Origin of the sequence: Stappia indica, from assembly GCF_020177335.1 — a bacterium.
Classification (GTDB): domain Bacteria; phylum Pseudomonadota; class Alphaproteobacteria; order Rhizobiales; family Stappiaceae; genus Stappia; species Stappia indica_B.
Genome location: NZ_JAIVMG010000001.1, coordinates 949,375 through 968,349 on the forward strand (window position 1 = coordinate 949,375; position 18,975 = coordinate 968,349).

At 65.9% G+C, this 18,975-nt stretch carries 12 protein-coding genes; 6 read left to right on the forward strand and 6 right to left on the reverse strand.

The annotated features are described in order from the left end of the window. The first annotated feature begins 7 nt into the window (after nucleotides 1–7). The 3 genes from LC062_RS04125 to LC062_RS04135 are packed head-to-tail and all read left to right on the forward strand — an operon-like array spanning nucleotide 8 to nucleotide 3,188. Nucleotides 8–1,132: a glycosyltransferase family 4 protein gene (locus LC062_RS04125; protein ID WP_224909727.1), complete on the forward strand. Its 1,125-nt coding sequence runs from the start codon at nucleotides 8–10 to the stop codon at nucleotides 1,130–1,132. Continuing rightward, entirely contained in the window at nucleotides 1,129–2,328 is a 1,200-nt protein-coding gene (locus LC062_RS04130; protein WP_224909728.1) for a glycosyltransferase family protein, read from the forward strand. Before LC062_RS04125 ends, LC062_RS04130 begins: the two co-directional genes overlap by 4 nt. Continuing rightward, nucleotides 2,325–3,188: a polysaccharide deacetylase family protein gene (locus LC062_RS04135; RefSeq protein ID WP_224909729.1), complete on the forward strand. Its 864-nt coding sequence runs from the start codon at nucleotides 2,325–2,327 to the stop codon at nucleotides 3,186–3,188. Before LC062_RS04130 ends, LC062_RS04135 begins: the two co-directional genes overlap by 4 nt. A gap of 491 nt (nucleotides 3,189–3,679) precedes the next feature. Here LC062_RS04135 and LC062_RS04140 read toward each other — a convergent pair whose 3' ends face one another. The 6 genes from LC062_RS04140 to LC062_RS04165 form a co-directional block, all read right to left on the reverse strand. Next, nucleotides 3,680–4,270 carry a class I SAM-dependent methyltransferase gene (locus LC062_RS04140; protein ID WP_224909730.1) on the reverse strand — a complete coding sequence of 197 codons (591 nt, stop codon included), beginning with the start codon at nucleotides 4,268–4,270 and terminating at the stop codon, nucleotides 3,680–3,682. A 63-nt stretch (nucleotides 4,271–4,333) separates the two neighbouring features. Continuing rightward, complete coding sequence (locus LC062_RS04145; RefSeq protein ID WP_224909731.1) at nucleotides 4,334–5,506, reverse strand: ABC transporter permease; 1,173 nt, start codon at nucleotides 5,504–5,506, stop codon at nucleotides 4,334–4,336. Continuing rightward, nucleotides 5,503–6,528 (reverse strand): ABC transporter permease, encoded by a 1,026-nt coding sequence (locus LC062_RS04150; RefSeq protein ID WP_224909732.1) that lies wholly within the window; start codon nucleotides 6,526–6,528, stop codon nucleotides 5,503–5,505. Before LC062_RS04150 ends, LC062_RS04145 begins: the two co-directional genes overlap by 4 nt. A 101-nt stretch (nucleotides 6,529–6,629) precedes the next feature. Next, nucleotides 6,630–8,543, reverse strand: coding sequence for an ABC transporter substrate-binding protein (locus LC062_RS04155; RefSeq protein ID WP_224909733.1), 1,914 nt, complete (start codon nucleotides 8,541–8,543; stop codon nucleotides 6,630–6,632). Continuing rightward, a complete protein-coding gene (locus LC062_RS04160; protein WP_224909734.1) occupies nucleotides 8,540–10,429 on the reverse strand; it encodes an ABC transporter ATP-binding protein in 1,890 nt (629 codons plus the stop codon). The genes LC062_RS04155 and LC062_RS04160 overlap by 4 nt, the downstream gene beginning before the upstream one ends. Before the next feature lie 228 nt (nucleotides 10,430–10,657). Continuing rightward, nucleotides 10,658–12,559 carry an adenylate/guanylate cyclase domain-containing protein gene (locus LC062_RS04165; protein ID WP_224909735.1) on the reverse strand — a complete coding sequence of 634 codons (1,902 nt, stop codon included), beginning with the start codon at nucleotides 12,557–12,559 and terminating at the stop codon, nucleotides 10,658–10,660. 161 nt (nucleotides 12,560–12,720) lie between these two features. Between LC062_RS04165 and LC062_RS04170 the strand changes: the two genes are divergently transcribed. The 3 genes from LC062_RS04170 to LC062_RS04180 all read left to right on the forward strand — a co-directional run bounded on the left by LC062_RS04170 (nucleotide 12,721) and on the right by LC062_RS04180 (nucleotide 18,893). Further along, complete coding sequence (locus LC062_RS04170; protein WP_224909736.1) at nucleotides 12,721–13,554, forward strand: alpha/beta hydrolase; 834 nt, start codon at nucleotides 12,721–12,723, stop codon at nucleotides 13,552–13,554. Between the two features lie 143 nt (nucleotides 13,555–13,697). Next, nucleotides 13,698–16,343 carry an aminopeptidase N gene (pepN, locus tag LC062_RS04175; protein ID WP_224909737.1) on the forward strand — a complete coding sequence of 882 codons (2,646 nt, stop codon included), beginning with the start codon at nucleotides 13,698–13,700 and terminating at the stop codon, nucleotides 16,341–16,343. A gap of 210 nt (nucleotides 16,344–16,553) precedes the next feature. Next, on the forward strand, nucleotides 16,554–18,893 hold the full coding sequence (locus LC062_RS04180; protein WP_224909738.1) for a PAS domain-containing sensor histidine kinase: 2,340 nt from the start codon (nucleotides 16,554–16,556) through the stop codon (nucleotides 18,891–18,893). Nucleotides 18,894–18,975 lie beyond the last annotated feature (82 nt).

Genomic DNA, 18,975 nt, shown 5'->3' on the forward strand with positions numbered 1-18,975 from the left:
CCCCGCCGTGCGCATCGCCTTCACCGCGCCGATGAAACCGCTGGACGATCCGCAGCCCTCCGGCGACCGGACCACCGGGCGGCAGATCGTCGCCGCGCTCACGGCCGGCGGACATGAGGTCCGCACGGCCAGCCGGTTCCGCGCCTGGCGGTCGGAGGGCGGCGTTGCCGCACAAGAGGAGGTGGAGCGCCAGGCACTGACTGAGGCCACGCGGATCGGCGACGAGTGGGCGCGCGAGGGGTATCGTCCGGACCTGTTCCTTACCTACCACCTTTACCACAAGGCGCCGGACTGGATCGGCCCGGCGCTCGCGGATCGCTTCGGCATCCCTTACGTGGTGATCGAGGCCAGCCGGGCACCGAAGCGCCGAACCGGCGATTGGGCCCATGGCTTTGCCGCCGCCGATGCCGCCCTTGCCCGGGCCGATATGGTGGCAGCGCTGCACCGGGCAGATCACGCCTGCCTCGCCGAGGTCCTGCCCGAGGAGCGGCTGACGATCCTGCCGCCGTTCCTCGACACCTCGGCCTTCGCCTCCCATCCCCGGATCGAACGCGCGCCCGGCACGCCGCCGCGTCTTCTTGCCGTCGGCATGATGCGCGAGGGCGCGAAGGAACAATCCTACCGCTTGCTCGCCCAAGCGCTGTCCCGGCTCTCACACCTGCCCTGGACGCTGACAATCGCCGGCGACGGACCGCGCCGGGCCGCCATCGAAGCGCTGTTCCCGGCGACACGCTGCAGCTTCGCCGGTCTCGTGCCGGAGAGGGAAATGCCCGCGCTCTACGCCCGGCATGACGTTCTCGTCTGGCCGGCGATCCGCGAGGCCTTCGGCTTCGTCTTTCTGGAGGCGCAGGCGGCCGAGCTGGCGGTGGTCGGCGGCGACGCCTTCGGCGTTCCCGATGTGGTCGCCGACGGCCAAAGCGGGCTGCTGTCGCCGGAGGGAGACAGCACCGCCTTTGCCGCCAATCTGGAGACGCTGCTTGCCGCACCGGAGCGGATTGCTCGGTTTGGCGCGGCCGGCCGGGCGTATGTCACCGCTCATCATGGGCTAGCCAGCGGCACCGCCCGGCTCAATGCGCTGATCGAGACGGCCTTGCGCAACCGGGCGGGCCGCGCTACCGCTCCCCGGTCATGAGCTTTTCCGCATTCATCCATGTGCAGCATCTGCTTGGCACCGGCCATGTGGTGCGTGCCGCCGCCATCGGCCGGGCGCTGGCCGCGCGCGGCGTCCGGGTCACGCTGGCCACCGGCAACACGCCGCCGCCGACACTCGACCTTGCCGGGCTGCGCACCATCGCCCTTCCGCCCGTGCGCACCGCGGACGCCCGGTTCAACCGTTTCCTGACCCCGGAAGGGGTGGAGATCGACGACGCCTGGAAGGCGGCCCGGCGCGATGCCACGCTTGCGGCCTTTACCGCTGGCGATGAGGGCCGCCCCTTCGACCTGCTCCTCACCGAAACCTGGCCCTTTGGCCGGCGCCCCTTCGCCTTCGAGATGGGGCCGCTGCTGGAGGCGGCGCGGGCCCGCCCCCGCCCGTCACTGATCGCCGCCTCGATCCGCGATATTCTCGTGCGCAAGCAGGAACTGTGGAAGGAAGAGTGGATGGCCGATCAGGCGCTCGCCTTCTACGACCGGGTTCTGGTGCATTCCGATCCGGACTTCATTCGGCTGGAAGACAGCTTCCCCTTCGCCGACCGCGTTGCTGAGTTGGTGCGCTACACCGGCTTCGTCGAGGCATTCCGACCCGCAACCGTTTCCCGTTCGGGGCATCGCCTCCCGGATGCCGAAGAGGCCGACGGCACGGACGAGGTGATCGTCTCCTGCGGCGGCGGCGCTGTCGGCGAAGCGCTGCTCGATGCGGCGCTTGACGCTCGCCCCCTGTCACGGCGGGCCGGCGATTGCCACTGGCGGCTTCTCGCCGGGCACGGCATCGCCGAGGACCGGTTCGCCGAGCTCGCCGCCCGTGCCGGCCATGGCGTCATTGTCGAGCGGGCCAGAAGCGACTTTCCCGCCCTTCTCGGGCGAGCGCGGCTCTCGGTCAGCCAGGCCGGCTACAACACGGTGCTCGATATTCTCCATGCGGGGGTTCCGGCGGTGTTCGTGCCTTTCGCCCAGATCCGCGAGACCGAGCAGCAGCAGCGCGCCGAAGCGCTCGCCCGCCATGGCCGGGCGGTGGTGACCAGCGAGACCGGCCTGACGGCGGAGCGCCTTGCCGCCGCCGCCGACGATGCCTTGTCCCTGCCCCGCCGTCCGGTAAAGGTCCGGTTCGGCGGCGCTGAGGCCAGCGCCGACCTTCTCCTTGCTGACCTTGAGGCCATGACGCCGCGATGACCGCCGCCGATCCCGACTTCCTGCTGTTTCGCGACGGCCTCACCCGCCACCTCGACTGGTTCGCGGCACGTGGGCACAGCGTGCCGTTCTGGTGGCGCGACGATGACGCCATCGAGCCGACCCCGGCGCTCGACCGGCTGCTTGCCATCGCCAACCGCCACGGCATCGAGGTGGCGCTGGCGGTCATCCCCCGGGACGTGCAGCCGGCGCTGGCCGAAAGGCTTTCCGGCGAGACACGTGCCAGCGTGCTGCTGCATGGCTATTGCCACCAGAATTTCCAGGACAAGGCACGCGGAGAGAAGGCCGCCGAGCTTGGCAGCCGGAGGGATCCGGACGCGGCAATTGCCGAATTGCGCGAGGGCGCGGCCCGCCTGTCCGCCCTGTTCGCAGAGCGGTTTCAGCCGGTTCTGGTGCCGCCGTGGAACCGGATCGCTCCGCAGATCGCCCGGCGCCTGCCAGAGGTGGGGGTGCGGGCGCTGTCAACCTTCACCGTGTTCCACCCCCGCGCCTTTGCCCAGGTGCAGACCCACATCGACATGATCAAGTGGAAGAAGGACCGGCGCTTCATCGGCTGGCGCAGCGCGGCGCTCCGGTTCGATTTTCAGCTGGCGCGCCGGCGCACCAACCCGGATGAGCCGATCGGCATCCTGTCGCACCATCTGGCGCAAACCGATGCCTCGTTCGACTTCCTCGACCGGGTGTTCGAGATTCTGGGTGAGCATCCGGGCGCCCGTTTCGCCCGGATCGGCGAGTTGATCCCGCCCCTGCCGGCGCTGACACTGCCGCCGGGACAGCCGGCGGTTAAGCCGTCGGTCCAGACTGCTGAAAAACGGCAAGGACACGTCCGGCGTCCCGGGTAAGCGTCAGCGCGACCCGGGATCGAAGAGCCGGAAGGCAAGCATTCCAATGGATTGGAGCCGAACGCCGTGGCTCCCTGATCCCGATCTCCGCTACGCTGCGTCCGGGAGGACGCCGAGTGGGGGGCGATGACCGGAGCAGAGAGCCCTTGCCTCTCTTCACGGCGTCATCCCGGCCCCCGAGCCGGGATCGGGGAGCCCAAAGACCCGCGTTTTCAATCACCCCGCCCCGAAAGGCCGTGGCCCTCCGGTCCCGGATCTTCGCTTCGCTTCGTCCGGGAGGACGCCGAGTGGGGGGCGATGACCGGAGCAGAGAGCCCTTGCCTCTCTTCACGGCGTCATCCCGGCCCCCGAGCCGGGATCGGGGAGCCCAAAGACCCGCGTTTTCAATCGCCCCGCCCCGAAAGGCCGTGGCCCTCCGGTCCCGGATCTTCGCTTCGCTTCGTCCGGGAAGACGCCCCTAAAGGACCTTTGTCATCACACCCAGCCAGCGGCTAAGCCGCCGGCTTCAAGAGCCGCAGGCGCCAGGTGACGTTCTTCTTGTCCGAGGTCAGGCGGTAATCGTCGAGCACCTGCCAGTCGTCACCGTCGGTGGCCTCCCACAGCCGGGCGATCAGCCGGTTGGCGCCGGACTCCAGCCGCTTGGGCGAATACATCGAAATGGCAATGACACCGCCAGGAGCCAGGAACGGCACGAAGCGCGCGACCACCGCCGCCGGATCCTCGGCGAAGTGCAACACCTCGTTGAAGACGATGGCGGAGAAGGTCTCGCCCTCGGCGGGCGCGAAGGTGTGCATGTCGCCGGCGCGCAGCGAAGCGATCTGCGGATCGACCTCGGCGATGTTCAGCGCGGCCGGGGCCAGATCGACGCCGACATAATGCTTGATGCCCATGGGCTGCAGGCGCTCGTACAACAGGCCCTCGCCGCAGCCGATGTCCAGCACGCTGTCCATCGCATCGTTCAGCGCCAGCCACATGCCGATGATGCCATAGCGTCCGCTCTCGGGCAGGTCGCGCAGGAACGCCCAGCGCCCGGCCCGGTACTCCTCGTCCCATCCGGCGGAGGTGTTCGCGTTCTTGGCCATCTGCATTCTCCGGTTGGCGTCCTGGATCTCAGCCTTGCCGGTCACGGCAACTGCTGTTTCCCGTCACTTATAAGGGTCCGCGGCGTCACGCAAACCGTCGCCGAGGAAATTGAACGCCAAAACGACGATAATGATGGGGATGACCGGCGCCATCAGCCAAGGATAGACCACCACCACGGAGATATCCTGCGCCTCGTTGAGCAGCACCCCCCAGGAGACCGCCGGCCGGCGCAGGCCGAGATTGAGGTAGGACAGTGCGGTCTCGCCAAGGATCATCGCCGGGATCGACAAGGTGGCCGAGGCGATGATGTGGCTGGTGAAGCCGGGCAGAAGATGCTTGCGGATCACCCGCGAGGGCCGCGCGCCCATCAGCGTCGCCGCCTTGGCGTATTCCTCCTCGCGCAGGGCCAGAAGCTTGGAGCGCACAGCGCGGGCCAGCCCTGGCCAGTCGAGCAGACCGAGAATGACGGTGATGCCGAGATAGATCCACACCGGCGACCAGGTCACCGGCAATGCCGCCGACAGGGCCATCCACAAGGGCAGTTCCGGCAGGGAACGCAGGATCTCGATCAGCCGCTGGATCAGGCTGTCGATGACCCCGCCGAAAAAGCCCGCGAGCCCGCCGAAGAACAGCCCCAGCACGATCGAGATGGTCACGCCGATCAAACCGACCGTGAGCGACAGGCGCGCGCCATAGACCAGCCCGGAGAACACATCGCGCCCGAGCCGGTCGGTACCGAGCAGGAACAGCGTGCCGCCCTCGGCCGGGCAGACCAGATGGAAACTGCCCTCGACCAGCCCCCAGAACCGGTAGTCCGGCCCCTTGCAGAAGAACCGGAGCGGCTGCACGTCGGTCCGGTCTTCCTCGAACACCCATTTCACGGTTTCAAGGTCGATGCTGGAGGTCATCCCATAGACGAAGGGGCCGACGAACGACCCTTCGTGAAACAGCCGCAGTTGCTGCGGCGGGGCATATAGGTGATCGTTGGACCGCTCGTTCGCGGAATAGGGCGCGATCAGCTCGGCGAAGGGGACGCACAGGTAGAACAGAAGCAGGATCACGCCGGACCAGACCGCCACCTTGTGACGGCGGAACTTCCACCACATGATCTTCCACTGCGAGGCCTGATAATAGGCCTCCTGCTCCGCCGTCAGCGTCTCGGCCTGGGCCGGATCGAACGGTTCGGGATTGACGTAATGCTCCACCGGGGCGCCGGCCTCGTCCTTCACGCTCACGACGCGGCCCTCCCGCCAAGGCGAATGCGCGGGTCGAGCACCGCCAGCAGCAGGTCCGACACCAGCATGCCGATCAGGGTGAGAATGGCGACGAACAGAAGGATGAAGCCGGCCAGGAACTGATCCTGCGACTGCAGCGCGTTCAAGAGCACCGGCCCCACCGTCGGCAGGTTGAGCACCACCGACACGATCACCGAGCCGGACACCAGCGAGGGGATCAGGTTGCCAATGTCAGCGATGAACGGGTTGAGCGCCATGCGCAGCGGGTATTTCACCAGGAGCCGGGCTTCGCGCATGCCCTTTGCCCGGGCGGTGGTCACGTATTGCCGGTGCAGTTCATCGAGCAGGTTGGCCCGCAGTCGCCGGATCATCGCCGCCGTTCCGGCGGTGCCGATGACGATGGTCGGTACGATGAGATGGGCCAGGATCGACAGCATCTTGTCGACGCTCATCGGCCGGCCGATGTACTCTGGATCCATCAGCCCGCCGATCGACAGGCCGAACCAGCGGTTCGCCAGATAGAGCATGATCAGCCCGAGCAGGAAGTTGGGCGTCGCCAGGCCGATGTAGCCGACAAACGTAAAGCCGTAGTCGCCCCAGGAATACTGGCGGGTGGCGGAGTAGATGCCAATCGGGAAGGAGACGACATAGACGAACAGGATGGTCGCCATGTTGAGGATGATCGTCATCGGCAGCGTCGGCCCGATCACGTCCGCTACCGGCTTTTCATACTCGAACGACCAGCCCCAGTTGCCCTGCAACAACCCGTCGAACCCATGCGGGCCGGGCCACAGCCCGACCCAGATCAGGTAGCGCTCCAGAAACGGCCGGTCGAGCGCGAATTCCGCCCGCAGGAACTCCAGCTTTGCCACGGACGAACTTTCGCCCGCCGCTTTCAGGGCGGCGATCTGGTTGGAAATATAATCACCGGCCGGAAGCTCGATGATGATGAAGGTCAGGAAGCTGATCACCAGAAGCGTCGGGATCATCGTCACCACCCGGCGCAGGATGTAGTAGAGCATCAACCCGTCCTTGTTTCCCTCGGGACCGCCGTCCCGGCGAATGCGTCGTCGTTGTCGTCAAATCGCGGACATCGGAAGCGCGGCAGGCCGCGCCGCCAAGCCTATTTCACAAAGAATTCGTCCATGCGGTGAATGCCGAAATGGGCACCAGGATCCCAGCCGTAGATCCCCTCCTTCGGCACATTGCCCAGCCCCTTGACCACCACCGGCTGGCGCACCTCGGCGACAAGGCCGATGTGGATGGTCTCATCGGCATGGATCTGCAGGATTTCCTGCCAGATCGCGGCACGCTCCTGCGGCGAGGCGGAGACCAGCCAGCGGTCGTAGAGCTCGACCAGCCGTGCGGCGGGCGCCCAGTCTGGCTTCTCGCCGGTCTTGCCCTCGGTTTCGTAGTAATCGCCCCACAGGGACCAGGAGAGGAAATCGCCGCGCACCGGAACGAAATCCTCCGGTGGCATTTCCGAGGTCGGAATGCCGTTCTCAAAGCCGCTCCAGACCGACATGACCAGGAAACCGCTCAGCGCCCGCTCGCGCATGGTGTCGCGCTGGCTTGGCTTGGCGAACAGCTTGACGCCGATCTCCTTCCAGGTCTCGCCCACCAGTTCCAGCGCATCGAGCTGTTCCTGGCTTTCGCCACTGGCCTCGACGATGATTTCCAGCGGCCGGCCATCGGGCAAAAGGCGGGTGCCGTCGCCGCGCCGCTCGGTCAGCCCCATCTCGTCCAGCAGCGCATTCGCCGCCGCAAGGTCGAACTCGGCGTAGGCGTCGCGGTATTCCGGCTTGAACAGCGGGCTGCGCGACAGAACGGTGTCGTTGCCCGGCGTGCCGAAGCCGAGATAGAGCGCCCGGTTGATCATCTGCCGGTCGATGCCGAGCGACAGAGCGCGGCGGAAGCGGGTGTCGCGCAGGGTCTTGCGCCAGACCGGATCCTTCACCGTCAGGTTGGGCAGCAGGGAGATTTCCGAGCCCTTGCTGATCGGCCAGAGCAGGGTCTTGTAGTCGCCGGTCTTCTCGCCCTGCTTGAGGATGGTGATGTCGGAAAAGCCGATATTGCGGGCCTGAAGATCGACCTCGCCCGCCTGGGTCTTGGCCGGGATGATCTTGCCGTCGGCCACGGTCATCACCACCCGGTCCGCATAGGGAAGCTGCTGCCCGGCGGTGTCGACCCGGTGGTAATAGGGATTGCGCTCCAGCACGAAGCGCCGCTCGCCGGCATCCTCGAACCGCACCCAGGGCTGCAGCGTCGGCAGATCCGGATTGCGGGCATTGTACATGTCGTCTTGCTTGTTGAAGAGCGGCGCCCAGCCGCGCAGCTTGCGTACCGCTGCCTGTTTCTTGATCTCCGCCTCATCGGCGTATTTGGCATGGAACTGCTTCAGGTAATGCGCGGGGCGATAGATGAACGGCGGGCGCGACTTGGCCAGTTCCGGCTGGAACAGCGGATTGGGCGTGTCCCAGGTAAAGCGCACCGTGGTTTCGTCGAGCACCTCGAATAGCGGCGGTTCGCCCCCCGCCAGCATGAATGGTGGCAGACCGGAGGGTTGCAGTTCCGGGTTCAGCGCCACATCCTCATACCAGAAGCGGATGTCCTCGGAGGTGAACGGCGCGCCATCCGACCACTTGTGCCCCTCGCGCAGGTGCAAGGTGAACCTGCGGCCCTCCTCCACCTCGAAATCCTTGAGGATGTCCGGGACCAGATTGAGCTCCTCGTCATAGCCAACGAGGCGGGCATAGCCCCAGACATTGATCAGCCGCACGTCCTTGGAGCGACCGATCAACGTATCGATATCGCCGCCCTGCTGGCCCGTGACCCGGCCCTTGGCCTCCAGGTCGACCACCAGAGGCTCGCTCGGCAGGCGCTCGCCCACCGGCGGCAGGTCCTTGCCGACCCGCGCCTCCAGCATGGGCGTCTCCTTGAGATCGAGCGCCAGCGCCGGCGACAGAGCGAAGCCTGCCCCGAAGGCAAGCGCAGCCCCGACAAGGGCGCCGGCGGAAAGAGGAAAACGGCAGCTCATAGAATAGCCTCCCTGGCCGGCTCGGGCCGTGTAGCGGATGCGCCGGGCGCGCAGACGAAATGACCGGGCTTCATTTCGACGAGCACCGGCGCGGTGCCGTCGGTCAGGCGGAACGGTTCGGGCCACAACGACGGCTCGGATGCGCGCTGCTCGTCGAGCGCGGCAAAGTCGAGCGGCGCGTCAAGATCCGGCTCGGGCACCGAGCGCAGCAGCGCGCGGGTGTAGGGATGCAGCGGCTCCTCGACCACGCTTCGGGTTTCCCCGATCTCCACCACGCGCCCCCGACACATCACCGCAACCCGGTCGGCGATATAGTCGACGACCGCCAGATTGTGACTGACGAACAGATACGTCAACCCCAGTTCCGACTTCAGGTCCTTGAGAAGGTTCAGGATTTGCGCCTGAACCGACACATCGAGCGCCGAGGTCGGCTCGTCGCACAGAATGAACTCCGGATTGAGCGCCAGCGCCCTTGCGATGCCGATGCGCTGACGCTGGCCGCCGGAGAAGGAATGCGGATAGCGGCGCAGGAAACGCGGGTCGAGCCCGACCAGCCGCATCAGCTCGCGCACCCGTTCGGCCCGCTCCGCCGGCGTTCCCACCTCATGGATGATCAGCGGCTCCAGCAGGATATCGTTGACGGTCATGCGCGGGTTCAGCGAGGAGAACGGATCCTGGAAGATCAGTTGCACCCGCTTGCGATAGTCGAGCAACGCCGGCCCGGACAGCCCGGCCACATCCATCGGCCCGGCGCCGGTATCGTAGTGAATCGTGCCGCCGTCAATGTCGATCGCCCGCAGGATCGCCTTGGCCGTGGTGGTCTTGCCCGACCCGGATTCCCCGACGAGCCCCAGGCATTCGCCCCGCCGCACGGTCAGGTTGATGTCGTCCAGCGCCAGAAGCTCATGCGCGCCTCCGCCGAACAAGCCGCTCTTGCGGGTCAGGAAGGTCTTGCTGACATGTTCGAGGCGCACCAGCGGCGCCCCCTTGGCCACCCCGTTCGACCGCCCCCCTGCCAGAAACCCTTCCGCATGGGGCTCGATCGGGCGGATCGGCACCAGCCGTTCCCCCGGTTCCATGCCGATGCGCGGCACCGCGTTGAGCAGCGCCTTCAGATAGGCATGTTGCGGATTGGCGAACAGGGCGCTTGCCGCACCCTTTTCCATGATCCGGCCATGGTAGATCACCACCACCTCGTCCGCCATATTGGCGACGACACCGAAATCATGGGTGATCAGCAGCACGGACATGCTGAGTTCGCTCTGCACGTCCTTGATCAGCTTGAGGATTTCCGCCTGGATCGTGACATCAAGCGCGGTTGTCGGCTCGTCGGCGATCAGCAGCGCCGGATGACAGATCATCGCCATGGCGATCATCGCCCGCTGCCGTAACCCGCCCGACAGCTCGAACGGATAGGAATTCAGCGCCCGGGCGGGATCTGGAAAACGGACCAGCCGCAGCATGTCCCGGGTCAGTTCGCGCGCCTCGGCCGCGTTGACGCCGCGATGCAGCTCGGCCGCCTCGCCGATCTGGTCACCGATGGTGTGCAGCGGCGACAGGGAGGTCATCGGTTCCTGGAAGATGATGGCGATGCGGTTGCCGCGAATGGCCCGCATCTCCTCTCCCTTGCGGTTCAGCGCGGCAATGTCCACCGCGGTACCGCCGGCCATGTCGTTGAACAACAATCGGCCGCCGGTGATTTCCGCCTTCTCCGGCAGCAATCCCATGATGGCCTGGGAAATCACCGTCTTGCCCGAACCGGATTCGCCGACCAGCGCCACCGTCCTGTTCTCGGGAACGGAGAACGACACGTTGTCGACCGCGCGGGCACGCCCCTCACTCGTCACAAAGTCGACGCTCAGGCCGTCGACCGTCAGCACATCCACGTAAACCACCCTCCCCGGCGAATTTTCCGGCCATTATAGGTGTCGCCGCACCAATCGAAAGGCCCCATGCCCGTCCAGACAGTGCGCAGGGCAGATCACACTTCCATGTCTTGCAGTTGACAGCGCCCTTGCCAAGTACGGTCTTTCAACAAGGTGTCAAAAACCTGCACGGCATCGGGAAAAAACTGGCCGGATCCGGAAGAGCAGCGGCCAGATCGGGAACAACACCTATTCCGCCGCGCCGACCGACGAGGCCGCGGGCAGATCGCCAATGAGCGGCGAGGCCCTGTCATCGACCCGCCAGACGGTCACCGCCCCGCTGCGCCCGCGCAGGCGATGAGTGCCCGCAGGAGACGAGGCAATCCCCCCACCCGCCCGGCGGATGGTGTCCTCGCTGGCGAGAATCACCACCTCATCGTCGGGGCTGACATCCCGGCCCAGCGACTGCAGCCGCTCGCACAGATTCACCGCGTCGCCGACCACCGTGTAGTTCCAGCGATCGAGCGCGCCGACATTGCCGACGACCACCTTGCCGCTGTGAATGCCGATGCGCAGTCGCATCGGCGGCTCGCCCCGCTCGGCGCAGGCCCGGTTGTCGGCCCGAAGCGCGGAGGCCATGCCGACACAGGCGCGCACCGCCGCGCGGGCATGGTCGGGCCGGGCATCCGGCGCGCCCCAGAAGGCGAGCATCCCGTCGCCAATGAACTTGTCGACGGTCCCCCCTTCCCGCTCCACCGCCGCCACCAGCAGTGCGAAATGCTGGTTCAGCGCCTCGGCGGTCTCCACCGCTGTCAGGTTCTCCGACAAGGAGGTGAAGCCGACGATATCGGTGAACACGAGGGTGATTTCCATTTCCCGCGCCACCATCGCCTGATCCATGCCAAGACGCATCAGCTTGCGAAACAACGACCGGGGCACATAAGTGTTCATCGCCCGCAGGCCGACCACCATGGCATTGAAGGCCTGATAGACCTGATCCAGCTCGCGAATGCGGCTTTGCGGCAGCGGTTTGACCCGGTCGAATTCCAGCGCCCCGATGTATTGCGCGCGCTTGGCGATCTCCTCCAGCGGCCGCGCGGCCCGGCGCAGCAACAGCACCGCCAGAACCAGCGCGATGACGATCGAGACAAGCCCGACGGTCGCCGAGCCGAACAGGCGCCGTATCTCGCGCGAGATGGTCGAGGCCTCGTAGTACTGCCCGACGATCCACACATCCGGGCCATAGCCCTCCAGCCGCTTGGTCATCGACAGGTGGTCGGGGCCATCGTCATGGGATTCGATGTCGCGCACATCGACCCCCAGGGCACTGGCCTTTTCGAAGGTCTCCATCAACTCGCCCGTCGCCAGGCCGCTCAAGACCGAATCGCCCAGCTCGGAGATGGTGGCCGGCAGGTCGATCGACTTGCCGGTCAGCGCCCGCACCAGCGCCAGATCGGAATAGGCGATCACCTCATCGCCATTGGCCAGGATGAAGACCGTGGCGTCGTCGCCGCCGTCGAGCTGGCGCACCGCGTTGCCGATCTCCTCCGTCGACACCGCCGCCGTCAGGTATCCGGACAGCATGCCGTTGTTCACCAGCGGCACGGTGACATTGGCATAGAGTTCACCGCTCGCCTGCACCAGGGGCCCCCAGGTCGCGCCGGATCGCGCGGTGACCTTCGGCAGGACGTAGCGCTCGGAAACCTCCGGCACCTGTTGCCGCTGGAACGGCCAGAGCCGGCCGGTCTCACCGCGATAGATGCCGAACTCCTCGCCGCTGACATCGGTGATCACAAGCACGTCGATCACCATGTTGGAGTAGACCGCGGCAAGCAGGGACGGCTTCAACTGCTCGAATTGATCCAGACCGATCTCACGGTTGTCAAAGAGGTTCTTCAGCTCCAGCACCGCGCCGGCGGCAAGATCGAGATGGTCGCTGACCTGCTGCGCCAGGGCATTGGTGGTGAGCACCGCCTTGTCGTTCAGCAGAGAAAAGGTGTTGCGGATATTCGCGGTGACGGCGAGACCAAGCACCAGCAACATCGACACGGTCAAAAGCGCGCCGAAGGCCGTGCTGACAAGCGCGGTCATCGAAATGCCGCGCACGCTCTTCACGCTCTTGGTGCCGAACACTGTCAGCCGTTTCAACATGCTTGACCGATTACCCTTCGCTCGCCGTTGCCACTGCGGGTAGCATACTCCGGTTTTCAGTCCAAACGTGATTCACCGAGGCGCCCCCTCCTCCCGGCTGTACTCAATCCCCGCGAGCGGTTAAGCAGCCATGACGAGCATGCCCTGCCGCCGGAGCCACAATGACCGTGATCGACTACGAAGCAGAATACAACAACCGGGCTCTGGTGCCCGAGCATCCGTCGCTGATCGAGGGCTGGCGCCGGGATGCGGCCGCCTACCGCAATGAAGCGAACGCGGAACTGGATATTTCCTACGAGCTTTCGCCGCGCGCCGCCTATGACCTGTTCCTGCCCGCTGGCGGACTGCCGTCACGAGGCGTCATCGCCCTGTTCCTGCATGGCGGCTACTGGCAGGCGCTCGACCGCAGCTTCTTCTCGCACATGGCGCGCGGGCCGGTGGCTCATGGCATTCCCACGGTGATCGGCAACTACGACTTGTGCCCGGATGTACGTATCGGCGACATCACCGAGGAAATCCGCCGGCTGATCGCCCATCTGTGGGACCGCTACCGCAAGCCGGTCGTCGTCTATGGCCATTCGGCTGGCGGTCACCTTACCGCCGAGATGCTGGCCACAGACTGGCGCCAGCGCGGTCTGCCGCCGCGCCTCGTGCCCGCCGGCCTTGCCATATCTGGCCTGTTCGACCTTCAGCCGCTGGTGAGCACATCGCTCAACACCAATCTCCGGCTCGACCGGCAGGAAGCCATCGCCGCCTCGCCGATTGCCCGGATCGCACCGGCCGGCACGGCCCTGATCGCGGCGGTGGGCGGCGATGAATCCTCCGAATTCCTGCGGCAATCGCGGATCATCGCCGACATCTGGGGACGCGGCGGCGTCGACACCACACTCGACATTCGCCCGGGAGAGAACCATTTCACCGTGATCGCCCCGCTGGCCGATCCAGACAGCGACCTGACCGCCGCGCTGGTGGCCCAGGCCCGGAAGATCTGCTGAACGCCCCCCAATTCCCCGCCGCAAAATATGACACCGGTCAATGCACCGCCCCGTCCTCGCCGACATCGTGGTGGTCAAGCCATTGCCAAGCGGGCGCCCCGGACCTTCCGGGCTTGCCCTGCCGCCGAAACAAGGAGCCCTTGATGCGTCCCGACACCCCCGCACCGGTTCGCCTGGAAGATTACCGACCGACGGATTTCGCGATCGACACCGTGTCTCTGGACATTCGCCTCGCCCCGAAGGCGACCCAGGTGCGCGCGCGTCTTGCCATCCGGCGCCGTGACACCGCCGCGCAAGGCACCCCGCTGGTACTCGACGGCGACGAACTCGATCTTGTCAGCCTGGCGCTCGACGGCCGTCCGCTCGCCGCTGACGAGTACACCGCCGCGCCGGACCGGCTGGAGATCCGGGCGCTGCCCGAAGGCCCCTTCGTGCTGGAGATCGAGACCCGGCTCGATCCGGATGCCAACACCAAGCTGATGGGGCTTTACCGCTCAAGCGGCACCTATTGCACCCAGTGCGAGGCCGAAGGCTTTCGCCGTATCACCTATTTCCTCGACCGGCCCGACTGCCTGTCGGTCTACACCACCCGCATCGAAGCGCGCGAAAGCGACGCCCCGGTGCTCCTGGGCAATGGCAATCCGGTGGAGGCTGGACGGATCGAGGGCACGGATCGCCACTATGCGGTCTGGCACGACCCGCACCCCAAACCCGCCTATCTGTTCGCCATGGTCGCCGGCGACCTTGCCCGGGTCTCCGACCGCTTCACCACCGCCGACGGGCGCGATGTCGCGCTCAACATCTACGTGGAACACGGCAACGAAGGCGCCTGCGACTGGGCGATGGACAGCCTCAAGCGCTCCATGCGCTGGGATGAAGAGGTCTTCGGGCGGATCTACGATCTAGAGGTGTTCAACATCGTCGCCGTTTCCGACTTCAACATGGGCGCGATGGAGAACAAGGGGCTGAACATCTTCAACGACAAGTATGTTCTCGCCAGCCCGGACACTGCCACCGATCAGGATTACGCCGGCATCGAGGCGGTGATCGCCCATGAGTATTTCCACAACTGGACCGGCAACCGGATCACCTGCCGCGACTGGTTCCAGCTTTGCCTGAAGGAGGGGCTGACCGTCTTCCGCGATCAGGAATTCTCTTCCGACATGCGCTCGCGCCCGGTCAAGCGCATCGCCGATGTGCGGCTGTTGAAGTCGCATCAGTTCCCCGAGGACGCCGGCCCCCTCGCCCATCCGGTGCGCCCGCGGCTCTATCACGAGATCAACAACTTCTACACCGCCACCGTATATGAGAAGGGCGCCGAGGTGGTGCGGATGCTGAAGGCTCTTCTGGGGCCGGAGGACTTTCGCGCCGGCATGGACCTGTTCTTCGACCGGCATGACGGTGAAGCCACCACCGTGGAAGCGTTTCTCGCCTGTTTCCAGGAGGCGAGCGGCCGCGATCTTGCCCAGTTTTCCCTGTGGTACGAGCAGGCCGGTACGCCGACCCTGACGGTTGACAGCAAGTACGAGCCCGAGGCCCGGCGCTTCACCATGACGGTGCGCCAGAGCGTTCCGCCGACCCCGAAGCAATCGGCCAAGAAGCCGATGACGATCCCGCTCAAGGCAGCGCTGATCGGCCCGGACGGGACGGAGATGACCGGTTTGAGCGTCGCCGGCGCGGAAATGACCGGCGACACCCTGCACATTCGCAACCCGTCGCACATGATCGTCTTTTCCGACGTGCCGGCCCGTCCGGTGCCGTCGTTGCTGCGCGAGTTTTCCGCGCCCGTGCACCTGAAATCGGATCTGTCCGACGCGGACCTTCTGTTCCTCGCGGCCCGGGACACCGACCCGTTCAACCGCTGGCAGGCGTTGCAGTCGGTGGCGCTCAGTGCGCTGATCAAAGCGACCCAGGCCGCCGCCAGCCAACGGCCGATCACGGTCGATCCGGCGCTGGTGGAGGCGTTCGGCGCCAACATCGCCGATGACAGCCTCGATCCGGCCTTCCGCGCGCTCTGCCTGCAGTTACCTGGCGAAACGGACCTTGCCCGCGAAATCGGCAAGGACGTCGATCCGGAGGCGATCTGTCAGGCACGGCGACAGGTGCGGGCAACCATCGCCGACGCACTGGCCGAGACCATGCTGGCCACCTACACCGCCATGACCAGCCCCGGACCGTTCTCCCCCGATGCGGCGGCGAGCGGGCGCCGCGCCCTGCGCAACGTGCTGCTGGAGTATCTCGGCCATGGAACAGGCGGGCAGGATGGCACCTTGGCACAGGCCCATTTCGATGCTGCCGACAACATGACGGACCGGGCGGCGGCGCTCGGGGTTCTCGTCCACGCCCGGCTGCCCGGACATGAGGAGGCGCTTGCCGCATTCGCGGACCGGCATGCAGGCACGCCGCTGGCCCTAGACAAGTGGTTCACCATCCAGGCCACCGCCCCCTTTGGCGATGCGCTGGAAACGGTGAAGCGGCTGACCGCCCACCCCGGCTTCTCGATGGGCAATCCGAACCGGGTTCGGGCTCTGATCGGCGCCTTCGCCACCGGCAACCAGAGCCAGTTCAACCAGGCCGATGGCGCCGGCTTCGACTATCTGGCCGAGGTTGTGCTTGGCCTCGACAAGACCAATCCGCAGGTGGCCGCGCGTCTTGCGTCGGCGTTCCGTTCCTGGCGGGCGCTCGAACCGGAACGGCAGGCCCGGGCGGAGGCGGCGCTGCGCCATGTGGCCGCCACCGGCGAGCTGTCGCCGGATGTGCGCGACATCGTCGACCGTTGCTTGCAATAGGCCTGACGAACTCAATTTGACGCTGCGTCCCGCCGGATTTTGCGCCGATGCGCAAAGCCCGGCGGGATTTACTTTTGATTAACCATATTTTTCCTGAGAGACTCTAGACAAATCAGACGAATACGATTCAAATGAAATTGATTCGAGGGCGCCTCGCGCTCACCTTTGCGGCTAATTTGCGGCTTAATCGACACATCGGGAGCTACCACGATGGCGCGCGCCTTTGTCGGCACTGCGTCCGCGCGTCGATTCGCGGACTTGATCCGGAAACACCGGAACAGTAAGTCGCTGACCGGCCACATCCGCTTGCTGGCCCAGCCAGCCTATCAGCGCCTGTTACTCGCCGAACCGATCTTCCGCCGCACCATTCCGATCCTGTGCGTCGTCTTCGTGGCCACCCTTGCCGTCTATCGCGCGCTCATCCTGTCCTATGAGCATCAGGAGACCGACCGGCGCGCGCAGGACGACCTGACGATGATCGCCACCACCCTGGCCGCCCGTCTCAGCCTGTCCGAAACCGCCCTGCCCGAACAGGGCTTCCGCACCGCGCTTCAGGCAGAGCTCGCCGACAGCCTGCCACCGCGCGCCACCAGCGACGCACGCCAGATCCTGGTCGCCGATCCGGATGGCAAGGTGGTTGCCAGCGCACCGATCCGCACCGATTGGGAAGGAATGCTTCTCGCCGACATTCTCGGCGCCGGGCAGCCGCTGACCGTCTTCGGTGCCCGCGCCGGCGTACTGACGATTGCTGCCGACACCGACGAGGAGGCCTATGCCACCGTCCACCACCTGAACGGCCGGCTCGGCATGGTGGCGCTGACCCAGCCCAAGGACATGATCTTCGCCGACTGGCGCGCCAGCGTCTCGGCCAATGTCACCTTGTTTGTCGGCACCGCCTCGGTGCTGCTGGTGCTAATCTACGCCTTCTTCGCCCAGGCAACGCGGGCCGAACAGGCGGACCAGATTTACGCCGCGACCCGGGCGCGCATCGACCTGGCGCTGAGCCGGGGGCGCTGCGGCCTGTTCGACTGGGATCTGTCGCGCGGCCGCATCTTCTGGTCGGCCTCGCTCTATGAAATGCTGGGCATGCCCGCGCGGGACGATATTCTCGGGTTTGCCGAGATTTCCGCCCTCACCCACCCGGACGACGTCGATCTCTACAAGCTGGCGGAAAGCCTGCTGGAGACCGGCGAGACCACCGTCGACCAGATGTTCCGCATGCGCCATGCCAATGGCGAATGGGTCTGGCTCAGGGCCCGGGCGGAGGTGCAGAGCGAGCCGGGGATTTCCGAGCCGCACCTGATCGGCATCTGCATCGACGTCACCGAGCAGAAGCAGCTCGCCGAGCAGAGCCGCACCGCGGACCTGCGCCTGCGCGATGCGATCGAGACGATTTCCGAGGCCTTCGTTCTGTGGGACACGGAAAACCGGCTAGTGATGTGCAACTCCAACTACCAGACCCTGCACAACCTGCCAAACGCGGCGATCCGGGCTGGAACGCCCTATGCGCAGGTCATGGCCTCCGCCCGCCAGACGGTGGTGTCGGCAAGCCCGACCATCGGCAGCGACGGCAGCGATCCCTCCTCCAGCTACGAGGCTCAGCTTGCCGACGGGCGCTGGCTGCAGATTTCCGAACGGCGCACCAAGGACGGCGGTTTCGTCTCCGTCGGCACCGACATCACCGCCCTGAAGCGGCATGAGGAAAAGCTGATGGAGAGCGAACGCCGGCTGATGGCCACGGTCGCGGACCTCCGCCAGTCGCGGCAGAAACTTGAGGTTCAGGCGCAGCAACTGGTCGAGCTTGCCGAGAAATACTCCGAGGAGAAGACCAAGGCCGAGGAGGCCAATCAGGCCAAGTCCGAATTCCTCGCCAACATCTCACACGAACTGCGCACGCCGCTGAACGCCATCATCGGCTTTTCCGAGATCATGGATCAGGGCATGTTCGGCCCGCTCGGCTCCGACAAGTATCGGGAATACTGCACCGACATTCACGACAGTGGCCGCTACCTGCTGAATGTGATCAACGACATTCTCGACATGTCGAAGATCGAGGCCGGGCGCATGGAGCTGAAGCGCGAAGAGGTCGACCTCGTCAGCATCGCCGCCGATGCCACCCGTATCATCTCCGCCGCCGCTGCGGAAAAGACCATCACCGTGGAGCGTCAGACAGAGGACAACCTCGCCCTTGTCGGCGACCGCCGGGCGATCAAGCAGGTGCTGTTGAACCTGCTCGCCAATGCGGTGAAATTCACCCCCGATGGCGGCTCGGTCACCCTCGATGCCCGCCGGGATACCGACGGCAAGGCGGTTACCGTCACCATCTCCGACAATGGCATCGGCATCCGCCAGACCGACATCGCCCGGCTCGCCAAGCCGTTTGTCCAGGTCGAGAACCAGTTCACCAAGACCCACAAGGGCTCGGGCCTCGGCCTTGCCATCGCCCAGTCTCTGGTGAAGATGCATGGCGGCGACATGGTCATCCAGTCGGAAGTGGGCAAGGGCACCCGCGTGACCGTGTCCCTGCCGGTCCACCCGCAGGACGCCTGAGGCGTCCCCAAACAGCTGACAAAAGGCTACGGCACTTTCCGCGTCATTCCGGGCAAGCCTCAAGCGCGACCCAGGATCGGAG